This is a genomic window from Candidatus Borrelia fainii (genome assembly GCF_027925085.1).
GTDB classification, from domain to species: Bacteria; Spirochaetota; Spirochaetia; order Borreliales; family Borreliaceae; genus Borrelia; species Borrelia turicatae.
In genome coordinates, this window is the sequence record NZ_AP027070.1 from 510,961 (window position 1) to 530,378 (window position 19,418).

The 19,418-nt window shown below is 30.1% G+C and carries 14 protein-coding genes and 2 rRNA genes; 7 read left to right on the forward strand and 9 right to left on the reverse strand.

The window, feature by feature from the left end:
* Positions 1-9: 9 nt before the first annotated feature.
* The gene (gene hpt / locus QMG63_RS02360; RefSeq protein ID WP_281861382.1) at positions 10-534 is read right to left on the reverse strand and encodes a hypoxanthine phosphoribosyltransferase; all 525 of its coding nucleotides are present in this window, start codon (positions 532-534) and stop codon (positions 10-12) included.
* A 133-nt stretch (positions 535-667) separates the two neighbouring features.
* Between hpt and QMG63_RS02365 the strand changes: the two genes are divergently transcribed.
* The 5 genes from QMG63_RS02365 (at position 668) to QMG63_RS02385 (ending at position 10,316) form a co-directional block, all read left to right on the forward strand.
* A complete protein-coding gene (locus QMG63_RS02365; RefSeq protein WP_281861384.1) occupies positions 668-1,507 on the forward strand; it encodes a Cof-type HAD-IIB family hydrolase in 840 nt (279 codons plus the stop codon).
* A 306-nt stretch (positions 1,508-1,813) separates the two neighbouring features.
* A 23S ribosomal RNA gene (locus QMG63_RS02370) occupies positions 1,814-4,748 on the forward strand.
* Between the two features lie 21 nt (positions 4,749-4,769).
* Positions 4,770-4,880: ribosomal RNA gene (gene rrf, locus QMG63_RS02375) — 5S ribosomal RNA — on the forward strand.
* A 55-nt stretch (positions 4,881-4,935) separates the two neighbouring features.
* Positions 4,936-9,387 carry an ATP-binding protein gene (locus QMG63_RS02380; protein ID WP_281861386.1) on the forward strand — a complete coding sequence of 1,484 codons (4,452 nt, stop codon included), beginning with the start codon at positions 4,936-4,938 and terminating at the stop codon, positions 9,385-9,387.
* On the forward strand, positions 9,384-10,316 hold the full coding sequence (locus QMG63_RS02385; protein WP_425592800.1) for a GGDEF domain-containing response regulator: 933 nt from the start codon (positions 9,384-9,386) through the stop codon (positions 10,314-10,316). The genes QMG63_RS02380 and QMG63_RS02385 overlap by 4 nt, the downstream gene beginning before the upstream one ends.
* A gap of 2 nt (positions 10,317-10,318) precedes the next feature.
* Here QMG63_RS02385 and QMG63_RS02390 read toward each other — a convergent pair whose 3' ends face one another.
* The 5 genes from QMG63_RS02390 to QMG63_RS02410 all read right to left on the reverse strand — a co-directional run bounded on the left by QMG63_RS02390 (position 10,319) and on the right by QMG63_RS02410 (position 15,361).
* Entirely contained in the window at positions 10,319-11,344 is a 1,026-nt protein-coding gene (locus tag QMG63_RS02390) for a hypothetical protein (protein WP_281862081.1), read from the reverse strand.
* A gap of 82 nt (positions 11,345-11,426) precedes the next feature.
* Positions 11,427-12,059, reverse strand: a complete 633-nt coding sequence (locus tag QMG63_RS02395; protein ID WP_281861390.1) for an adenylate kinase — start codon at positions 12,057-12,059, stop codon at positions 11,427-11,429.
* 37 nt (positions 12,060-12,096) lie between these two features.
* Positions 12,097-13,305, reverse strand: coding sequence for a TraB/GumN family protein (locus QMG63_RS02400; protein WP_281861392.1), 1,209 nt, complete (start codon positions 13,303-13,305; stop codon positions 12,097-12,099).
* Between the two features lie 23 nt (positions 13,306-13,328).
* Positions 13,329-14,465, reverse strand: a complete 1,137-nt coding sequence (locus QMG63_RS02405; protein ID WP_281861394.1) for a chemotaxis protein CheB — start codon at positions 14,463-14,465, stop codon at positions 13,329-13,331.
* Between the two features lie 35 nt (positions 14,466-14,500).
* The gene (locus tag QMG63_RS02410; RefSeq protein WP_281861396.1) at positions 14,501-15,361 is read right to left on the reverse strand and encodes a CheR family methyltransferase; all 861 of its coding nucleotides are present in this window, start codon (positions 15,359-15,361) and stop codon (positions 14,501-14,503) included.
* Between the two features lie 218 nt (positions 15,362-15,579).
* On the opposite strand from QMG63_RS02410, the gene QMG63_RS02415 reads away from it, so the two are divergent.
* Together QMG63_RS02415 and QMG63_RS02420 are read left to right on the forward strand one after the other, a co-directional pair.
* Positions 15,580-16,527, forward strand: coding sequence for a peptidylprolyl isomerase (locus QMG63_RS02415; protein WP_281861398.1), 948 nt, complete (start codon positions 15,580-15,582; stop codon positions 16,525-16,527).
* The gene (locus QMG63_RS02420; RefSeq protein WP_281861400.1) at positions 16,527-17,123 is read left to right on the forward strand and encodes a diacylglycerol/polyprenol kinase family protein; all 597 of its coding nucleotides are present in this window, start codon (positions 16,527-16,529) and stop codon (positions 17,121-17,123) included. Before QMG63_RS02415 ends, QMG63_RS02420 begins: the two co-directional genes overlap by 1 nt.
* 3 nt (positions 17,124-17,126) lie before the next feature.
* Here QMG63_RS02420 and QMG63_RS05715 read toward each other — a convergent pair whose 3' ends face one another.
* Genes QMG63_RS05715 through QMG63_RS02430 form a run of 3 tightly spaced genes read right to left on the reverse strand, consistent with a single transcriptional unit; the run spans position 17,127 to position 19,413 of the window.
* Positions 17,127-17,891: a hypothetical protein gene (locus tag QMG63_RS05715; RefSeq protein ID WP_345741248.1), complete on the reverse strand. Its 765-nt coding sequence runs from the start codon at positions 17,889-17,891 to the stop codon at positions 17,127-17,129.
* Entirely contained in the window at positions 17,888-18,769 is an 882-nt protein-coding gene (locus QMG63_RS02425; RefSeq protein ID WP_281861402.1) for a DNA/RNA non-specific endonuclease, read from the reverse strand. The genes QMG63_RS05715 and QMG63_RS02425 overlap by 4 nt, the downstream gene beginning before the upstream one ends.
* Positions 18,766-19,413, reverse strand: coding sequence for a hypothetical protein (locus QMG63_RS02430; RefSeq protein ID WP_281861404.1), 648 nt, complete (start codon positions 19,411-19,413; stop codon positions 18,766-18,768). Before QMG63_RS02430 ends, QMG63_RS02425 begins: the two co-directional genes overlap by 4 nt.
* Between the last annotated feature and the right edge of the window lie 5 nt (positions 19,414-19,418).

Here is a 19,418-nt window from a genome sequence, read left to right on the forward strand (position 1 = left end):
TTATATCTCCTATTTACTTATTTTTGCTACATTCTTTAAAGTTCTATGTTGTTCATTAAAGTCAATGCCATATCCAACTATAAAATCATTTTCAATTTCAAATCCCGCATAGTCTATCTTTAATTCTATTAATCTTCTGGATGGTTTGTTAAAAAGAGTACAAATTTTAATCTCTTTAGGATCTTTGGTTTTTAAGTGAGCAACTATTTTTTCATATGTAAGCCCAGTATCTATGATATCATCAAAGATGATTACATAACTATTTTGTATATTAATATCAATATCTTTTTTAATTAGTACATTTAATGAAGAGAAAGTTTTATTTTTATAACTTGAAACTTGCAGAAAATCTATTTTTACGTTTAATCCAATTTCTCTTGTAATATCTGCAAAAAATATAAAAGAGCCTTTAAGAATTGATATAAAAACCACATTGTTTTTATCTTCATAATAGTCTTTAATCTTTTGTGCTAGCTCTTTAATTTTTCTTTTTATTTTTTCTTCTGTGAATAAAGTTGAAATTTTATCACTCATTCAGCTTTACATTTAACTCTCTCTTTAACTTTTAACATTAATTATTATATTTTTTTTGTTAATTTAATTCAAGTTAGAGATTATAAGTCATAAATTTAATGTGATATCATTTATTTAAAAAGAGGATGTTACAATGAATGCCAATTATGAAAAGTATAAGATGTTGGTTTTTGATCTTGATGGAACATTGCTTAATAACAATCATGAAATTGCGCCATTGACTCTTAAAGTTCTTTTAAGATTAAAGGATGATTTTCATATAATTGTTGCTACTGGTAGAAGATTATATGAAATTAAAGACGTTTTAATGCAACTTAAAGATGTGCAAATTGATGAAAGTTATATTGTAACGGCTAATGGTGCTGAGATATTTTTAAAAAATAATTTAATTTTGAGATATGAGATTAATTATGATTTAGTAAGAGAACTTCTTAAAGTAAAGCGAGGGGATATTGATGTTAATCTTTATACTCTTAATGATTGGTATTCTGATAGAGAGATTAGAAGTCCAATCATGAATTATTTTATTGAAAATTTAGGCATACAACCTATTATTACTGATTTATCTGAACTTGAGATAGATTCCTGTTCTAAAATAGTTTATTATTTTCATGATTTTTCTAAGCTTGAAGAGTTTGCAAATAAAATCAAAGATAAAAATTTTAAAGATATAAGTATATTTTATTCTGCTAACGATCTTTTGGAAATTACAAATATTGATGCTAGTAAATATAATGCTATTAAAAATATTGCTTTATTTGAAGGTGTTTCTATTGATGCTATTTTAGCATTTGGAGATAATGGTAATGATTATGAGATGTTAAAAAATGCTGGAAAAGGTATTCTCATGAAAAATGCAAACGAGTTTGTTAAGAATAATTTGTTAAACAACGAGGTTACGAAATTCAGTAATGATGAAGATGGAGTTGCAAAGTTTTTAATTGAGTTTTTTAATCTTGACATTCAATTTTAGGTAATCTTTTTCTTATATTTTATTTAAACCATTTGGGTTTTTAATATTTGCTTTACTTTATCTAAGGGTAAGTATTTTATTTGCTTGCTTCATGAATTATGTGTTTTTAATGGTTATTTTGTGTACAGATTGTATGATTATTTTTTTTGTCAACAATTAATCTGGTATTTGTTTTGTGTCCTTTAATTATTGAAAAAATTATTTAATAAAAAGTGTAATAATGGTATTGACATAGTAAAGTGAAAAGTATATATTATTCTATGTTGTATAAACGATTGGCAAGTTAGAGATGGAAGATAAAAATATGGTCAAAGTAATAAAGAGTCTATGGTGGATGCCTAGGAGCTTTAAGGCGAAGAAGGTCGTGGTAAGCTGCGAAAAGCTTGGGGAAAAAGCAAACATTTTATGATCCCAAGATCACCGAATGGAGTAATCCAATTAGCTAGATGCTAATTATTTACTACGTATGTAGTAAAGGCTATACCAGGGGAAGTGAACCATCTAAGTACCCTGAGGAAAAGAAATCAAAGAGATTCCCTAAGTAGTGGCGAACGAAAGGGGAGTAGCCTAAACTTTAAATGTGTCAAGCTGCAGAGCATTGCATTTAGAGGGTTGTAGGACGCTTGGAGCTTAGTCTGCAATAAGCTGAGAAGTTACAAAATATTTATGTAGAAGAATAACTTGGAAAAGTTAGCCAAAGAAGGTGATAGCCCTGTAATTTAAATGTAAATATCTTCTTAAAGATGTTCCTAAGTAGGACGGGACACGAGAAACCTTGTCTGAAGCTGGGGAGACCACTCTCCAAGGCTAAATACTATAAAGCTACCGATAGTGAAGAGTACCGTGAGGGAAAGGTGAAAAGAACCCCGGGAGGGGAGTGAAATAGAACTGAAACCGTAGACTTACAAGCAGTCAAAGCCATGATTATTCATGGTGATGGCGTGCCTTTTGCATAATGAACCTGCGAGTTATCATGTCTAGCAAGGTTAAGGCATTGTAGTGCTGGAGCCTGAGCGAAAGCGAGTCTTAAACGGGCGATTTAGTTAGATGTGGTAGACCCGAAGCCGAGTGATCTATTTATGGCCAGGCTGAAGCTTGGGTAAAACCAAGTGGAGGGCCGAACTCTAGTCTGTTTAAAAAGGCAGGGATGAGCTGTGAATAGGAGTGAAAGGCTAAACAAACTCGGATATAGCTGGTTCTCCTCGAAATGGATTTAAGTTCAGCCTTATTTTAGTGCAATAGAGGTAGAGCACTAATTGAGCTAGGGCCTGTCAAAGGGTACCAAACTCAGTTAAACTCCGAATGCTATTGTATGATGAATAGGAGTGAGACTATGGGCGATAAGGTCCATAGTCGAGAGGGAAACAACCCAGACCAACAGCTAAGGTCTCAGAAATGTGTTAAGTGGAAAAGGAGGTTTAGGTACGTAAACATCCAGGAGGTTGGCTTAGAAGCAGCCATACCTTTAAAGAGTGCGTAATAGCTCACTGGTCGAGTACTTAAGCGCCGATAATGTAACGGGGCTAAACACATTACCGAAGCTTTGGATTCTAATTTACGTTAGAATGGTAGAGGAGCGTTCTGTAAGCCTGAGAAGTTAAATTGAGAAGTTTAATGGAGGTATCAGAAGTGAGAATGCAGGTATGAGTAACGAAAAAATGGGTGAGATTCCCATTCGCCGAAAACCTAAGGTTTCCTGGGTAAAGGTCGTCTTCCCAGGGTTAGTCGGCCCCTAAGGCAAAGCTGAAAAGTGAAGTCGATGGGAAACGGGTTAATATTCCCGTACCTCTTATAGTTTCGATTGGAGTGACGCATGAGGTTAACTACTGCTAGGCGATGGTAGTCCTAGTTTAAGCATTAAGGTGTTGATTTTAGTAGGAAAATCCGCTAAAAGAGCTGAGATGTGATGATGAGTGTTGTTTAGGCAACATGAAATGTAGGTAGTCAAGGTGCCAAGAAATAACTTCTAAGGTTAGGCTATAAGGGACCGTACCGCAAACCGACACAGGTAGGTGGGATGAGAATTCTAAGGCGCGCGAGAGAATCCACGTTAAGGAACTCTGCAAAATACATACGTAACTTCGGGATAAGTATGACCTAAGAGATTAGGTAGCATAAAAATGGTCCGAACGACTGTTTACCAAAAACACAGGTCTCTGCAAATCTGTAAAGAGAAGTATAGGGACTGACACCTGCCCGGTGCTGGAAGGTTAAGAGGAGATGTTAGTGTAAAAGCGAAGCATTGAATTTAAGCCCCAGTAAACGGCGGCCGTAACTATAACGGTCCTAAGGTAGCGAAATTCCTTGTCGGGTAAGTTCCGACCCGCACGAATGGTGTAACGATTTGGACGCTGTCTCAACGTGGAGCTCGGTGAAATTGAAGTATCGGTGAAGATGCCGATTACTTGTGGTTAGACGGAAAGACCCCGTGAACCTTTACTATAGCTTGGTATTGAGGTTTGATTAAATATGTGTAGGATAGGTGGGAGACTTTGAAGCTATCTCGTTAGGGATAGTGGAGTCGTACTTGAAATACCACCCTTGTTTAATTAAGTTTCTAACTCATAGTGATATGAGGAGAGTGCCAGGTGGGTAGTTTGACTGGGGCGGTCGCCTCCCAAAGAGTAACGGAGGTGCGCAAAGGTTACCTTAGAGTGGTTGGAAATCACTCTGTAAGTGTAAAGGCATAAGGTAGCTTAACTGTGAGACTGACAAGTCGAGCAGATACGAAAGTAGGTCTTAGTGATCTGGCGGTAGCGAGTGGAAGCGCCGTCACTTAACGAATAAAAGGTACTCCGGGGATAACAGGCTTATCCTTCCCAAGAGTTCACATCGACGGAAGGGTTTGGCACCTCGATGTCGGCTCATCGCATCCTAGGGCTGGAGCAGGTCCTAAGGGTATGGCTGTTCGCCATTTAAAGCGGTACGCGAGCTGGGTTCAGAACGTCGTGAGACAGTTTGGTCCCTATCTGCCACAAGCGTTGGATATTTGAGAGGAGCTATCTCTAGTACGAGAGGACCGAGATGGACGAACCTCTAGTGTACCAGTTATCCTGCCAAGGGTAAGTGCTGGGTAGCTACGTTCGGAAGGGATAACCGCTGAAAGCATCTAAGTGGGAAGCCTTCCTCAAGATGAGATATCCTATTAGGGTCCTGGGAGAATACCAGGTTGATAGGTTAGAAGTGTAAGTATAGTAATATATTAAGCTGACTAATACTAATTACCCAAATCTTTGACCATATTTTTGTCTTCCTTATATACCCTGGTGATTGAAGAAAAGAGGAAACACCTGTTATCATTCCGAACACAGAAGTTAAGCTCTTATTCGCTGATGGTACTGCGAGTTCGCGGGAGAGTAGGTTATTGCCAGGGTTTTTTTGTTTGCATTTTGATATATTTAATATGTATTAGACATATAATATAAATTATGCGTGGTTTGAGTTTATTTTTGTTTTTATTTTTTGTCTCTAATATCAGTTTACACGCTAAAGAAACCTTAAAATTTAAACTTGTAGATCAATATTATCCACTTTATTATAAAAATCAAGAAAATAAGATGGTTGGTATGATTTTTTATCTTCTAGACAAGTGGGCACAAGATAATGATTATGACATTAGTATAGAAGCTATTGATTATCTTGATAAGGATAAAATTGAAGATGATGTAGTTTATTTGGGATTAACTTATAATTCAGACTTAAATGAATACCTTTATTTTAAAAATGAGATTGGCAAATGTGTAACCGTATTGATTTATGATTCAGAAAAAGAGCAAAAACCTTCCAATTTATTTTTTTCAAACGAATTACGTGTAGGTGTTATAAAGAATACTATATATGAAGATATTTTAAGATTTCATGGTCATAATGATAATGTTTTTTTATTTCCAGATACTGAAAAATTACTCTTGGCATTAAAAGATAATAAGATTGATTTAGTATATGGGAGTTATAAGTCATTATCTTGTGTATGGTATAGTTCTTTTTATCCATCTTTTATGAAAGTTTTTAATTCTGAGTATTTTTACAGTTTTGGTATAAGAGCTGCTATTAGCAAGAATGCTGTTAGCCAACTAAAAGATTTAGATGTTGATCTTTTAAGTTATATGCAATCTCTCTCTAGAGAAGAATATGCTTCTTTTAGAGAATTCGATTTTTTATTTAAGCTGGATGTTGGAATATATAATGATTATCCTCCTTTGAGTTTTATTAATTCTAAAGGTCAATTTGCAGGCATTTTAGTTGATTTGTGGAATGCTCTTGCTAGAGAATATGGTTTTTCAGTTAAATTTGTAGGATTCCCAAAGGAGAGCATTAAAGAAAACCTGGATGATAAGGATGTGTCTGTTTGGGGTGGAATTATTGAAGATGATAATATTTTAACTTCTAAAAAGTATAAAGCAACTGCTCCAATATGTTCACTTAATTTTAATTTGTATTTTACAAATGCTAAAAATAGTAATAAAGTCATAAATTCACAAGTTATTGATTTAAGTTTAAATAATATTCAATTAGATAAAAATACAGACATAGTAAGTAATTTTTTAGATATAGTCAATCATTCATATGGATTTGTAGAAAATTCAATTACCGTAAACTATTTATTAAAATTGCATGGATACAATAATATATTGAAATTTCAGGATTCAAGTCTAAGTAAAGATAAATTTTTGATATTAGCTGTTAATAATAAAAGATTACAATTGTTTGCATATATGCTGAATGCGCTGATAGAAAACATTTTGTTCGACACTTTGTTGCAAATAGGTAAAAATTGGCTTGGACAAGATGAGATTGAAGATTATCAGAATAATTTTTATGGGCATATAAATAGCAAGAACTTTAATATTGAGGAAAAAATTTGGTTACAAAACAATAAGAGGTTAACCCTTGCTGTTAAAGATTGGTATCCTATTGATTATTTTAATTCTGGTCGTTATAAAGGAGTAAATGAGTGGTTAATTAAGAAAATAAAAAGATTGACAAACTTGGATTTCAATATTATAAGTGTGCATGAAAGAGATATTGAAAAATTAATGAAATTAGGAAAAATAGATATATTGTCTGCTAATTTAGATGATTCGAATTCAGATTATATTTTTAACATCAAAGCAGTATCAGGAATCCCACTACATCTTTTTTCAAATAAAACTAAACTATTTACTTCTAGGTCGTTTGATAGTATTGCGGTGCTTAAGTTTTTGTATAGCAAAAAATTGGAAACCAAAATAGGAACACAACTGATTCAAGTGGATAGCTTTACAGATGCTTTGGATCTTCTCTATAGGGGCAAGGTCAGTGGAATTGTTAGCGATGAATATACTGCTACTATTAATTTTGAAGACTTAAATATTAGGGATATTAAGAAAATTTTTACTGTTCCAAATCTAACATTTGATTTAAATATTGCAGTTTATAACCAAAATTATATTTTAAGAAGAATTATACAAAAGATTTTATTTCGTACAAATGTTAATAGTAAATTATATTTTGATGATTGGGTATTCAACGTTCATGAAAGTTTTAAGGATCTAAGACTAAAAAAGTCTGGTATATCGATATTAACCATGGGTATGTTTGTTTTTACTATTTTTATGTTTTGCCTATTTAATTTGTGGAAGGAGATAGGATTTAGGAAAAAAATGTATTCTTCTGTAATCAGTGAGAAAAAGGTTATTGAGAATGCTATTGCTGCCAAAACTATTTTTTTAGCAAGTATGAGCCATGATATTCGTACCCCCATTAATGGCATAATAGCAGCCACTGAGCTTTTGGAAAATACTAATCTTTTGGGTGTGCAAAAAGAGTATGTGCAAATGATAAATTATTCATCTATCTCATTACTCTCTTTAATTGATGAAATATTGTATATCTCTAAAATAGATATGAATGGGATCTATATTGAAAATAATGAAATAGATTTGGAGCATGAAATTGAATGTGTTTTGAAAGGTTTTCAGTCGCAAAGTGCAAAACAAAATATTGATTTGATTTTTTATTCAAAATCAGATTTAGAAAATTACTTAATAGGAGATAGAGCTAGGCTTAAGAGGGTACTAATTAATTTAATAGGAAATTCTTTTAAATTTACTACGGATGGAATCATAGTTTTAAACTATGAGATGATCCGCAGTACAGAAGATAATGATGGTAATAAAATAATTACTATTGAGTTTAAAGTAACTGATACTGGTAAAGGAATTAAGGAAACTAATATACCAGTAATATTTGGGTTATTTAGACAATGCAATGATTCTGATTCAAAGAAGTATGAAGGAAGCGGTCTTGGACTTGCAATATCTAGGAAGCTTGTTAGTTTAATGGGAGGTCCTGGTATCGCAGTTGAAAGTGAGTTAGGCAAGGGAACAACTTTTTCATTTATGTTGCCTTTTGTTTTAGGTCATAAGATTAAAGATAAAGAAGTAAATAAATTGGAATTGGTAAGGAATAAAAAGATTTTAAGCTTATCTTTAAGTAAAAAGACTGTTGAGGTATTAAGAAACATAAGTAAGACATTTGATTATAAGGATAATATACATTATTTTTATTCTTATGAGCATGCTTATAAGGCATTTTATAGGTATCCTTATTATGATTTTGTTTTTATAAATGTCGACGATTTTGTTTTACAAGAATCTCTTAAGTTTGCTGAAAAGATTGAAAGTTTAAATTCTAATGTAAGAATAGTTTTTGTGTTTTATTATTTAAAAGGTAATGAGATCATTGATTTTAAATATGAATACATGCAAAAATCTTTTAAAAGGTGGGATTTTTATTCTGATTGGATTAAAAATGGTGCAATCGTAGATGTTCCCATAATGAATGAGTCTAGTACTCTTAAGTTTAAAAATAATGTTACTATTTTAATAGCTGATGATAATGAAATTAATCAGAAGATTTTAAAAAATGTTTTGATTGTTATAGGTGTGAGAGAAGATTTTATTGATATTGTGGATGATGGCATTAAGGCTATTGAATTTTTAAAAACTAATAAATATGATATGGCTTTTATTGATATAAGAATGCCAAATTGTGACGGATTTACGGTATCTAAAGAAATACGCAAATTTGAAAGCCAGAATAACTTAAATCCATGTATATTAATAGCTGTTACTGCACATGCATTAAGAGAATATAGAGATAGTTGTTTAAAAAATGGAATGAATGATTACCTTGCAAAACCTATACATATTAGTTCGATTAAGTATATATTAAAAAAATATTTACATATTGAGGCTGAAGATAATAAAATTATATCAGATAAGACATTCGATGTGTTTTCTAATTTACCCAATTTAGATATTAATAATGCTTTAAGAGATTTAAATATCTCATATGATATGTATGTTGATTTGTGCAGGGGATTTGTTGACATGAGCGATAATTTGATACGTAATTTGGATGAGGCTTTTAATTTAAATAATATAAAATTAGTAAAAGAATTAGCACATTCAATAGCTGGAGCTCTTGGTAATATGCGTAGTAACTTATTTGGGGAGTTTAAACAGATTGAGATAAATACAGGTTCAATACATGAATTAAAAATATTGTATTTTGAAGCTCGTAAGGGTTTAATTGTGCTTATTAAGAACATAAGAGAGCGGATTTTAGATGTGATCGAAACTTGTGAGCAGGAAAAATTAAAATTTAAAAGCAATGATGAATTTTTGAGTCTTATGCAAAAGCTTTTAAATGGCATAGAAGATAGAAATCCAAAAGAATATAAGGAAGCGCTTGAGGTGCTTAAAAAGTATAGTTTAGATGACAATAATGTTGTATTATTTGATTCTCTTATTAAATATTTAAAAGTATATAATTTCAAAGAAAGCACTAATATTGTTAAACGTATGATGAATTTAGGTAAGATAGGAAAGTCATGACTCAAGGTATGATTTTGGATAATTTTGAGGAATTTTCATTTGAACCTCAGAAATTGCTACTTGTGGATGATACATCCACAAATTTAGATCTATTAATAGATATATTGCAACATAAGTATGAGATTAGGGTTGCATTAAATGGGTTTGATGCTTTAAAACAGGTTGAGATTGCTAGTCCTGATTTGATCCTTCTTGATGTATTGCTTCCAGATGTTAGCGGTTATGAGGTTTGCAAAAGGCTTAAAAATGATCCTGAGACTAAAGATATTCCTGTAATCTTTATCAGTTCAAGTGATTCTACGGATGCTCAACTTGAAGGATTTAGTGTCGGTGGGGTGGATTATATTCTAAAACCTTTTAATGGCAGGATAATTGATGCAAGAATTAAAACCCATCTTGAGCTTAAAAGACTTAGGGACTATTTTAAGAATCTTGCAAGAATTGATGGTCTAACTCAAATTCCTAATAGAAGGTTTTTTACAGATAAGTTTGCTAAGTCTTGGATGCAAGCTTTGGAGCATAAAAAGAACGTCATTGTGGGAATGTTAGATATTGATTATTTTAAAAAATATAATGATAACTATGGACATACCAATGGTGATGAATGTCTTAGGTTGATTGCAAAGAGTTTAAATAAAATTGCCATTAAATATAAGATAGATATTGCTCGTTATGGAGGTGAGGAGTTTATTTTATTTTCTGTAAATAAGAGTTTGAACGAAGTGATTAAGATTGTTAGTATTTTAATTGAAGATATTAGGAATTTGGAAATAGTTCATGAGTACAGTGATATTTCTAATTTTATTACAGTTTCAATTGGTCTTTCTGAACAAATCCCTTGTGATTCCAATTTCACCAACATTATTAAACTTGCTGATGACAAATTATATGAGGCTAAACTCTCTGGTCGCAATCAATATAAATATTAAAGCTAGATCTTATAAGTTAAAGAAAATCCAATAGAATCGTAGTAAATATATGAATTATTTGTACTTATTCTTTTTGAGATATCGGCCATTCCCATTGTGTTTACTGTGTACATAGGTGCTGTTGAAAATTTGAATTGCATCTCTAGTGTTAAATTCTCTATGATTTCAATTTTTGAAATAAGTGAGAAATTGTGATAAAAAAAATCACTTCCCCATCCTTGATTTTGTGTTGTACTTACATTTCTTGCATGTCCAATGTATGTTTGACCTTCGTATAACAATCCAATGATATTAAGAGGTATTGGCATTTTGTAAGCTAGGAGTGCATAAGGGTTTATTGTAAATCCATTTATATTTTTACCCTCATCAGCTTTATATTTCCAAAGTTGATTGTCATTAGCATGTGGATTGTTTATGTTAAGAATATTATTTCCAACTACTGTAATAATGTGTGTCCAGTCTCCACCAAACACTGCATTTAGATCAAATTGTAGCCTACTCCCAATTGTTACCTCAGAATAAAATTCAGGTTTACTTGAGTATTGCCCATTGCCCACATGTGTCCCAATACCCTTAAATCCAAATCCTTGCCAACCTATGCCAATTTCAATTCCTGTATATATATTAATAAATGCAATGGGAGTAAAACCGATTTTTCCTTTAAGTAGTGCAACAACAGGTGAGAGTCCAATTTTAAAATCAACATCTATTCCAGTGTTTTGAAGTAAAAGTGAATGTGGATCGGGATTTTTTAAGATTTTAAAAAATTTATAGTAACCCAAATTTGATATTAGTTTGATACTTCCCCAAGAATTAGGTGAAATCTGATTGTTTGGTGATATTGATTTAAATTGAGGTGGTACGAAGCTTGGAGAAAATTTGCTTCCCGAAGTTCCTAGTGCATGTGGTGGATAATAAGCCATTTGAGAGTTGACATAAAAATATTCCATTTCATCTTGATTTTCTTTTGAATAGATTAAGACAGTCTGTAAAAATATCAATAATATCATGGATAATTTTTTTGTCATATAAATTCTTTCTTCCATAAAATATTTTCTCATATTATACCTTATTTTTTTAAAAAATATAAATTATTATCATTAATATTTTTTAATACTTTAATATTATTTCTATTAAGCTTTTTTCTACTCCATCAATATTATTTGATGCATTTATATTATGAAGCCTGTTGCTTTTTGAGTAAAAATCTATTAAAGGTTTTGTCTGTAAATGATATTCTTGAAGTCTGATTTTTAAAGACTCTTCTACGTCATCTTTTCGTTGGTAAAGAGTTCCTTTGCAAAGATCACAAATGCCCTTTGTTTTTGTAGGAAGTGTATATATGTTAAATATTCCACCGCAGGATTGGCATATTCTTCTTCCAGAAAGCCTTTTTATTAGTATCGCTTCATCAAGTAAAAAGTTTATTATTTGAATATTTTGCAAGAATGTATCTAGAGCTTTAGCTTGATTGATGTTTCTAGGAAATCCATCAAGAATAAAATTATCCTTATTTGCAAGGGTATTGATTTTATCTTCAACAATTTTGATTGTAATTGAGTCTGGTACTAATTGTCCATTCTCAACTATTTGTTTAATTTCCTTACCAAGAGGTGTAGCATTTGATATGTTTGCTCTAAATAGGTCTCCTGTTGAAATATGATAGTAATTTAGTTTGCTTGATAGGATCTTGGCAATCGTGCCTTTTCCAGAACCCGGCGGTCCTAAAAAAACAAGTTTCATAATATAACTCCTGTATGTTCTTATTTTTCTTTTTGGTTTAGCTAAAGATATTTAACAAGAATTTAAATCCAACAATTGTTCCAATTATAGATCCAATGTTTACGAAAAATACTATTAATAAAATTTTTGTGACTTTGTTCTTAAAATATCCTTTTATGTTTTCCAAATCTTCTTGTAGTTTTTCAAAATCTTTTATTTTTGGTTTATTTATGTAAGCTTCAACAAGACCTGCAACCATACCTGTTCCAATAAATGGAATTAGGGAAAATATTGGAGCACCAATTGATGCTGTTATTATCGTTATAATATGGGCTCTTAGTAAAAGAGCAGCAAGACCTGCAAATAAAGAGTTACATATTATCCAAAACTCTAAATTTTTATATGCAAAATCAAAGCCTTTAAAGTAGAATGAACTTGCCATCAATATGACAATTGAGATTGCTATAAAGTAAGATATTAATTTACTCATCGAAAAAGTATTTTTAGGTATGGTATTGAGATTGTCAATGTTGATAATTTTTTTGTTTTCTTTAATTTCTTTTAAATTTGCTATTATGCCCTTTACATGACCAGCTCCAACAACTGCAAGAATTGTTCCTGAACCTTCAAGTATTTTACTTGCTATAAATTCATCTCTTTCATCAATTAAAACTTTTTTTACAGTAGGAATTTCTTTTGCAAGTTTTTCCATCATATTTGATAGAACATCTTGTTCTTTGAGTTTTTCAATTTCATCTTGTGTGACTTTTATGTCTGAGAATGAAAACAAGCTTGATATTATTTTGACTTTTTCAAAAGTTGGCACACAGTTCCATGCTCTCTTTAGAGTTGTCTCAACTTTTCTGTCCGCAAGTATTAACGGTATGTTGTGCTCTTTAGCTTTTAAAATAGCTGTTTTCATCTCTTCTCCAGGATTAATTCCTTGTTCTTTTGCTAATTTTTTTTGAAAATTACTTAAAATGATTTGTACTATTAATAAAAATGCTTTTCCTTGTTTTATTACTTTATATATATCTAAATTGCGCCATTTTTTGTTTTCATCTGTATTTAGGATTGTGTGATAACGAGCTTCATCAAGTTCAACGACAATAAAGTCTGGTTTTAATGTTTCAATTAAGGTAGCTGTGTCTTGTGAACTTTTTTTTGATACATGTGCTGTTCCTAGTACATATATCTTGTCATAGTCTATGTTAAGCGTGCTAACGTGCAGAAAACAATCTTCAGTATTCTCTTTTTTGATGTCCAAATGTGATCCTTGTCTTTAAAAATTTAACCATCAAGAAGAATGGCTTTTAATAATTTTACCACATGACTTATTGAAACTATATAATCTATATTATTTTCTTCTATTGCTATTTTTGGCATTCCAAAAACCACTGAACTTTTCTCATCTTGTGCAATGGTTAGTCCTCCAGTTCTTTTAATCTCTCCAATTTCTCTAGAGCCATCGCTTCCCATTCCAGTCATTATTAAAGCTATTGCTTTGTCTTTCACATTTTCTGATATTGACTTAAAGAGTACTCCTATAGAAGGTTTGTGTCCATTTACATTCTCAGCATCGAAGACCTCCGTTTGATAGTTTTCATTTATTTTATTAATTCTTGTATGATATCCCCCAGAACTTATGTATATGAATCCTTTTTGAAGTATTTCTTTATTACTTGTTTCTTTGACAGATAAGTTGCAAATCTTGTTAAGACTTTTTGCGAATTCTGTTGTAAATCCTTTTGGCATATGTTGAACGATTATTATTGGCACAGGAAAATTTTTAGGAATTTCTGGTAGTATTGTCTTTAGTGCCGCAGGGCCTCCTGTAGATATTCCAATAACAACTATTTCAAATTTTTTGTTTTTAAGTTTTTTTAAATCTTTTTCATCTATTATGTTTTCTTGATTAAGGTTTGTATTTTCATTTTTATCTGTTGTTTTTGTTATATTTAAATTTTCTTCGTTGGTTTTATTATTTGTCAAATATTGATTTGTTTTGAATTTGAAATTGATGTCAGTTATGATTTTGTTTTTTATGGTTTTATTGCCGTAAATTGAGAGTAAATCAATAATTTTATCTTTTATGTTTTCTAATTTGTCACCAGTTTTTATTATAAAGTCATCAGCACCTTGTAAGATAGCATTTTTTGCTATCTCATTGTTTGATGAGAGGATAATAACAGGGAGATTGTTGTTTATCTTTTCTTTTTTTTTTATGAAAGTAATTTCTTTGATTGTTTCTTCTTCTAAACTAAGTAGTATTACATCTGGGTGTTTTTTAAGTTTTTTAAGAGCGAAATCTGTATTGGCTGCAGTTGCAATAACTTCAAGCTTTAAAGATGAATTTATAATGTCTGATATACTCTTTCTATTAACAGAAGAAGCTTCAATGACAAGTACATAAATTTTTATTTGCATTTTTGTTTTGCTCCTATGGGTCTGTTTATATCAAATTATAATCTATATTTATTTTTGAACTGAAACTTTTTTTGGGGAATATCCTTATCATCCTTTTCATATATTATAGCCCAAGGTGTTCTTAAAAATTTAAAAGGAAGATTGAGCCCAAAAAGGGATTCTGAATGCCCAATAAATAAATAACTTTTCATGGCCATAGAGGAGTAAAATTTTTTTAAGGTCTTTATTTTAGATTTTTCATCGAAATATATGAGTACATTGCGGCAAAAAATAACGTCTATGTTTGAAAAGCCGCTTTCGAAATTTAAGTTATGATAGTCAAATCGTATGTGTTTTTTTATATCATCTATTACCCTGTAACCATCCATGTGAGGTTTGATATATGTTTTATATCGTATTGGGATATGTTCGCATTTTTTTACAGAATAGTATCCTTCTTTTGCTATCATTAAAGATTTTAAACTTAAATCGGAGGCAATAATAATAAAGTCAAAATTCTTTGGAAGATTGTGTTTAAGAACAAATGCCAGTGAATACGGTTCTTCTCCAGTTGAGCATCCAGCAGACCATATAATAATTCTATTTTTTCCCTCTTGAGTTTTAATGTTTATTAAGTTTGGAATTATAAATTTTTCAAAAGTTGCAAAATGAGCTTCATTTCTAAAGAATCGTGTTAGATTAGTAGTAACTAGATCTAAGAAATATTTTTTTTGAAATTTATCCGAATTTATTAAGTCATATAATTGTTCTGGAGTATTGATATTTTCAAGCTCATGTATTGCATCATTAATTCGGCCTTTTAATACAACTTCATTTTTTTCATCAAATCGAATTCCGCTATTCTTATATATAAAATTGCAAAATTTCAGAAGGAGTTCATTGCTAATATTTAACATTTATAAGATCCAAATTTTATAAACTTCCTTAATAAATAATATTACTTAATGAGTATAAATGACTAATTAATTATACAATTTTTTCACAAAAATTGTATAATTAGGACTAATAGATTGATTTAAATATTAATTTAGGGAATATATTTGTGAAGAGATGTTTATTATATTTTTTATTGATTTTAATGCTAATAACTTGTGATAGCAAAAGGAAATATTTAGTGGAAAAAAAAGGAATATTTGCATCAATTGATACAAATAAAGGAAATATAGAGATTGAACTTTACTATAAAATTGCACCTTTAACAGTCATGAATTTTATTGGTCTTAGTGAAGGTACTATTAAAAATTCTGTTACAAGTCGGCCTTATTTTGAAAATATTATTTTTTTTAGGGTTATTGATGGATTTGTTATTCAAACAGGAGATCCTACAGGAACGGGTACTGGAGGGCCTGGTTATGTTTTTCCCGATGAATTAAACAAAAATTTGAGTCATAATGAACCAGGAATTGTTTCTATGGCTAATTCAGGTCCTGATACCAATGGGAGTCAGTTTTTTATTACTCTTGCAGATAATCTTACTTATCTTGATCTTAAGCATTCAATTTTTGGTAAGGTAGTTTCGGGAATGGATACGGTTCGTAGTATACGTCAAGGAGATAAAATAGAGCGAATAAGAATTGTTCGTGTTGGTGAGGATGCAAAAGCTTTTAAAGTTGACAATGAAGAATTTTTAAAATTAAAAAAAAGTTATGAGGCAAAAAAGATAGATGAGGTTAAAAAATACATGACTTCTCAGCTTGAAATAATTGACAAAGATTACAAAGATTTTCAAAAAGATAAAAGTGGTATCTTCTATAAGATAAATAAACAAGGAAATGGCAAAAATGTTAAGAGTGGCAATATTGTGAAAGTAGACTATGAGGGATTTTTACTAAGTGGAGTAAAATTTGACAGTTCAATTGACAAAGAAAAGCCAATAGAGTTTGTGGTTGGGAGTGGTCAAGTGATTGAAGGTTGGGACTTAATGTTATTAGATATGTGTGAAGGAGAGGAGAGAGTAGTAATAATTCCACCAAATCTTGCTTATGGAGAGAGAAGTATTGGTAACGTTATAAAAGCAAATTCTTTTTTGAAGTTTAATATTATTTTAAGGGAAGTTAATTAATGTTTGATCAAGTTTTTCATAACGAAAATATTAAATATGAGCTTTATAGAAAATTTTTTCATGTTGCTACTTTAGTATTTTTATTGTTTTATAAGTTAAATTTTTGGATAGGTCTTGTATCTAGTCTATTTTTTATGTTTGCATATTTAATTTTAGAAATATTTAGAATCATGGAAATAAATTTATTTTTTTTAAGAGGTATATCAGAAATAATAATAAAGTCTAGAGAGGTATCTTCGTATAAAATCTCTCTCTCTCCAATATTTTTGGTAGTAAGTATTTTTTGTACTTATTTTCTTATAGATAAGCCTTTTAGTTATATTGGGATATTTTCTGCATGTCTTGGAGATGGTCTTGCAAGTCTTGTTGGTAAACTAATTCCATCTTTTAAACTTGTAAATAATAAAACATTCTCAGGTAGTGTTGCTGTTTTTTTGGTTGCTTTTATTGTTTGTTATTACTTTTTTCCGAACTTTATAATAGCATCAATTGTTGGGATGGGAGCTGTGCTTGTGGAGCTTTTTGATTTTGAAAAATACGATAATTTATTTTTGCCTGTAAGTGTAGCGACTTTATCTTTTGTATTGATTGCTTAAGTTTTATAGCCAATAGAAGAAAACTTTTCCTGATTCTTTTAAATACATTGATACTCCTATTGAGATTGGGATGAATGCATAGGTTATTTCTATAAAATTGAGATAAATTCCTGATACTATTAGTGATATTGATATAAAAAGTAAAAAGTAGCTTAGGTTTTTTTTCCTTAAGTATGATACTAAAAAGTTTATAGGTATTAGTAATAAAAATAAATAAACATAAAATCTATTGTTTGCTGTTGGAGAGAGAAAATCCTTTGTGTGTTCATATGCATTAATAGGGACTAAGGAGTTATAGACCATTGAAAAAGTGAAAATTAAGTAAATAGTGTAGGTTATTGATTTTATTTGAAAATCACATATATATAGGCTTAAGAAGAATAAATTTAGTAATGAAAATACGGTTATTAAGTGATAAAATTTCATAAAATAATAAAATTCTAGGCTTAATATATTACTTAAAAAATAATATTTAAAAATTGAAATAGGTTCAAGTATATATGAAAGAATGAAACAATAAAAGAATACAAATTGTATATTATTTGTTCTTTTATAGTTGATGTATGTCCAAATAGATCCTATGATTCCAACGCTGAAAATAAAGAATTTATTGGCCAAAATCAATAAATTCTTATTATAAATTTTAATAATATAGGTATAGAAGTTTATATTAAAGTTTATATAATACATGAATATTGATATAATAATTATTCCTAAGACAAGGGTTGTTAACAGGAAAATATTTAATTTTGCAGATAGTGTTTTCATCTGAATTTCCAAGAACGTATGTCTATTTTCATTTTAATTATTTTTTTTATTTCAGCATCAAGTTTTGCAAAGAAATCTATTTTAGTTTTTTCTTCAATTAAATTAACGTTTACAACGTAATTTTTAAGTTCTAAGTCTTGAGCTTTTTCATTTGGAATAATAAAAGCCAATATATCATAAGAGTCATTATTGTTTAATGATAGTACTATTTTATAAAAATCTTTTGGGACTAGAATTTTATTCTTTCCAATAAATCCTTTATTTTCTGTTAAAATTCCTGCACTAACAATATAAATCTTTTCTTTTAAGATAGCCCATTTTCTAACTAATCGTTCAAGTTTGAGCCAGATTCCTGAGTTAAATTCTCTTTGTTGAGGAGATATGTTTGAGAGAAAGTAGGTATCTAGCATTGCATCTTTAGAAAAAGACATATCAGCGGAACTGACGATATGCCCTCTATCATATCCGCTTTTTAGGTAATCACTTAGTTTGGGAGCAATTCCCTTAATATCTTGGTCTTCAAAGAAATTTTTACTTCTCGTTATTTTTTTTTCTCTAAGCAAGGTTAAAGCTAATTCAACCATTTCTCTTTTTAATTGGTAAGCTACCCATTCTGATTGTCTTGCACTCTCAGCATACCCTAAAGAGTAGTATTTTCTATGTATCACTTGGGTAGTAAGATATCCTTTTGGTAAGAGGTATTCTTCTTTTAATTCAGTTGGGATTTCAGGTTTGTAAATTTTATCTTTTAGTTTGCTTAAATAATTGGAGGCTATTTCTTTTATGTTTTCTAATATTTTAGGATTTTGATATAAGAATAAAAAGCTCAATAAGATTAATATGTAAAAACAGAATAAGATTTTTAGTTTTTTTTTCATGAGTTTACCTCTTTGCTATTTTTAATATTATATCTGATTCCGAAATCAAAAGAAATATTGAATGTATCAAGAAATAAACACTCAATTTTTGAATATATGTTTAAGTAAGGTGTAGCTTTGTTTGTAGAGAATTCAAAAAATATATATGGTTCTATTACATAAGGTAATTTGTCATAAAATTTGAAATCCCCTATTAAGTTTGTTGAAAGGTAAAGTCGTCCCCCAATACCCATGGTAGAAGATAAATATTTCATTTTTTTAGACAAATTTATGATATGCCAGTTTATTCCTGTGCCAATGTAAGATCTTGAATATTTAACTTTTTTAGAGATGTTATATTCTTGAATCATTAGGATCATACAAACAGCCAGAAAATCAAAATTGTTGATGGCAAATATGTAATAAGGTCTAAATATTATGTGATTGACTTTTGAATTTAGAAAAAATCCTATTCCAAGTCCTGTTCCTGTTGAATAGATCGGTCCTCTCTTTACTGAGAAAAAATCATTTTCATTATTAATTGATTTTTCTTTTAATAATATACCTTTTTTATTATTTATTTCATCTTTTTTGTGTCCTTCATTATTTGAAGAATATAAGCTGGCACATAGCAATAAAAAGCAAAAATTGATTAGTTTTTTCATAATTA

What these genes read in the sequence shown, in the direction of transcription:
- hpt (WP_281861382.1), bottom strand. Translation starts at nt 534, where the DNA reads ATGAGTGATAAAATTTCAACTTTATTCACAGAAGAAAAAATAAAAAGA.
- QMG63_RS02365 (WP_281861384.1), top strand. Translation starts at nt 668, where the DNA reads ATGAATGCCAATTATGAAAAGTATAAGATGTTGGTTTTTGATCTTGAT.
- QMG63_RS02380 (WP_281861386.1), top strand. Translation starts at nt 4,936, where the DNA reads ATGCGTGGTTTGAGTTTATTTTTGTTTTTATTTTTTGTCTCTAATATC.
- QMG63_RS02385 (WP_425592800.1), top strand. Translation starts at nt 9,384, where the DNA reads ATGACTCAAGGTATGATTTTGGATAATTTTGAGGAATTTTCATTTGAA.
- QMG63_RS02390 (WP_281862081.1), bottom strand. Translation starts at nt 11,344, where the DNA reads ATGACAAAAAAATTATCCATGATATTATTGATATTTTTACAGACTGTC.
- QMG63_RS02395 (WP_281861390.1), bottom strand. Translation starts at nt 12,059, where the DNA reads ATGAAACTTGTTTTTTTAGGACCGCCGGGTTCTGGAAAAGGCACGATT.
- QMG63_RS02405 (WP_281861394.1), bottom strand. Translation starts at nt 14,465, where the DNA reads ATGCAAATAAAAATTTATGTACTTGTCATTGAAGCTTCTTCTGTTAAT.
- QMG63_RS02410 (WP_281861396.1), bottom strand. Translation starts at nt 15,361, where the DNA reads ATGTTAAATATTAGCAATGAACTCCTTCTGAAATTTTGCAATTTTATA.
- QMG63_RS02420 (WP_281861400.1), top strand. Translation starts at nt 16,527, where the DNA reads ATGTTTGATCAAGTTTTTCATAACGAAAATATTAAATATGAGCTTTAT.
- QMG63_RS05715 (WP_345741248.1), bottom strand. Translation starts at nt 17,891, where the DNA reads ATGAAAACACTATCTGCAAAATTAAATATTTTCCTGTTAACAACCCTT.
- QMG63_RS02425 (WP_281861402.1), bottom strand. Translation starts at nt 18,769, where the DNA reads ATGAAAAAAAAACTAAAAATCTTATTCTGTTTTTACATATTAATCTTA.
- QMG63_RS02430 (WP_281861404.1), bottom strand. Translation starts at nt 19,413, where the DNA reads ATGAAAAAACTAATCAATTTTTGCTTTTTATTGCTATGTGCCAGCTTA.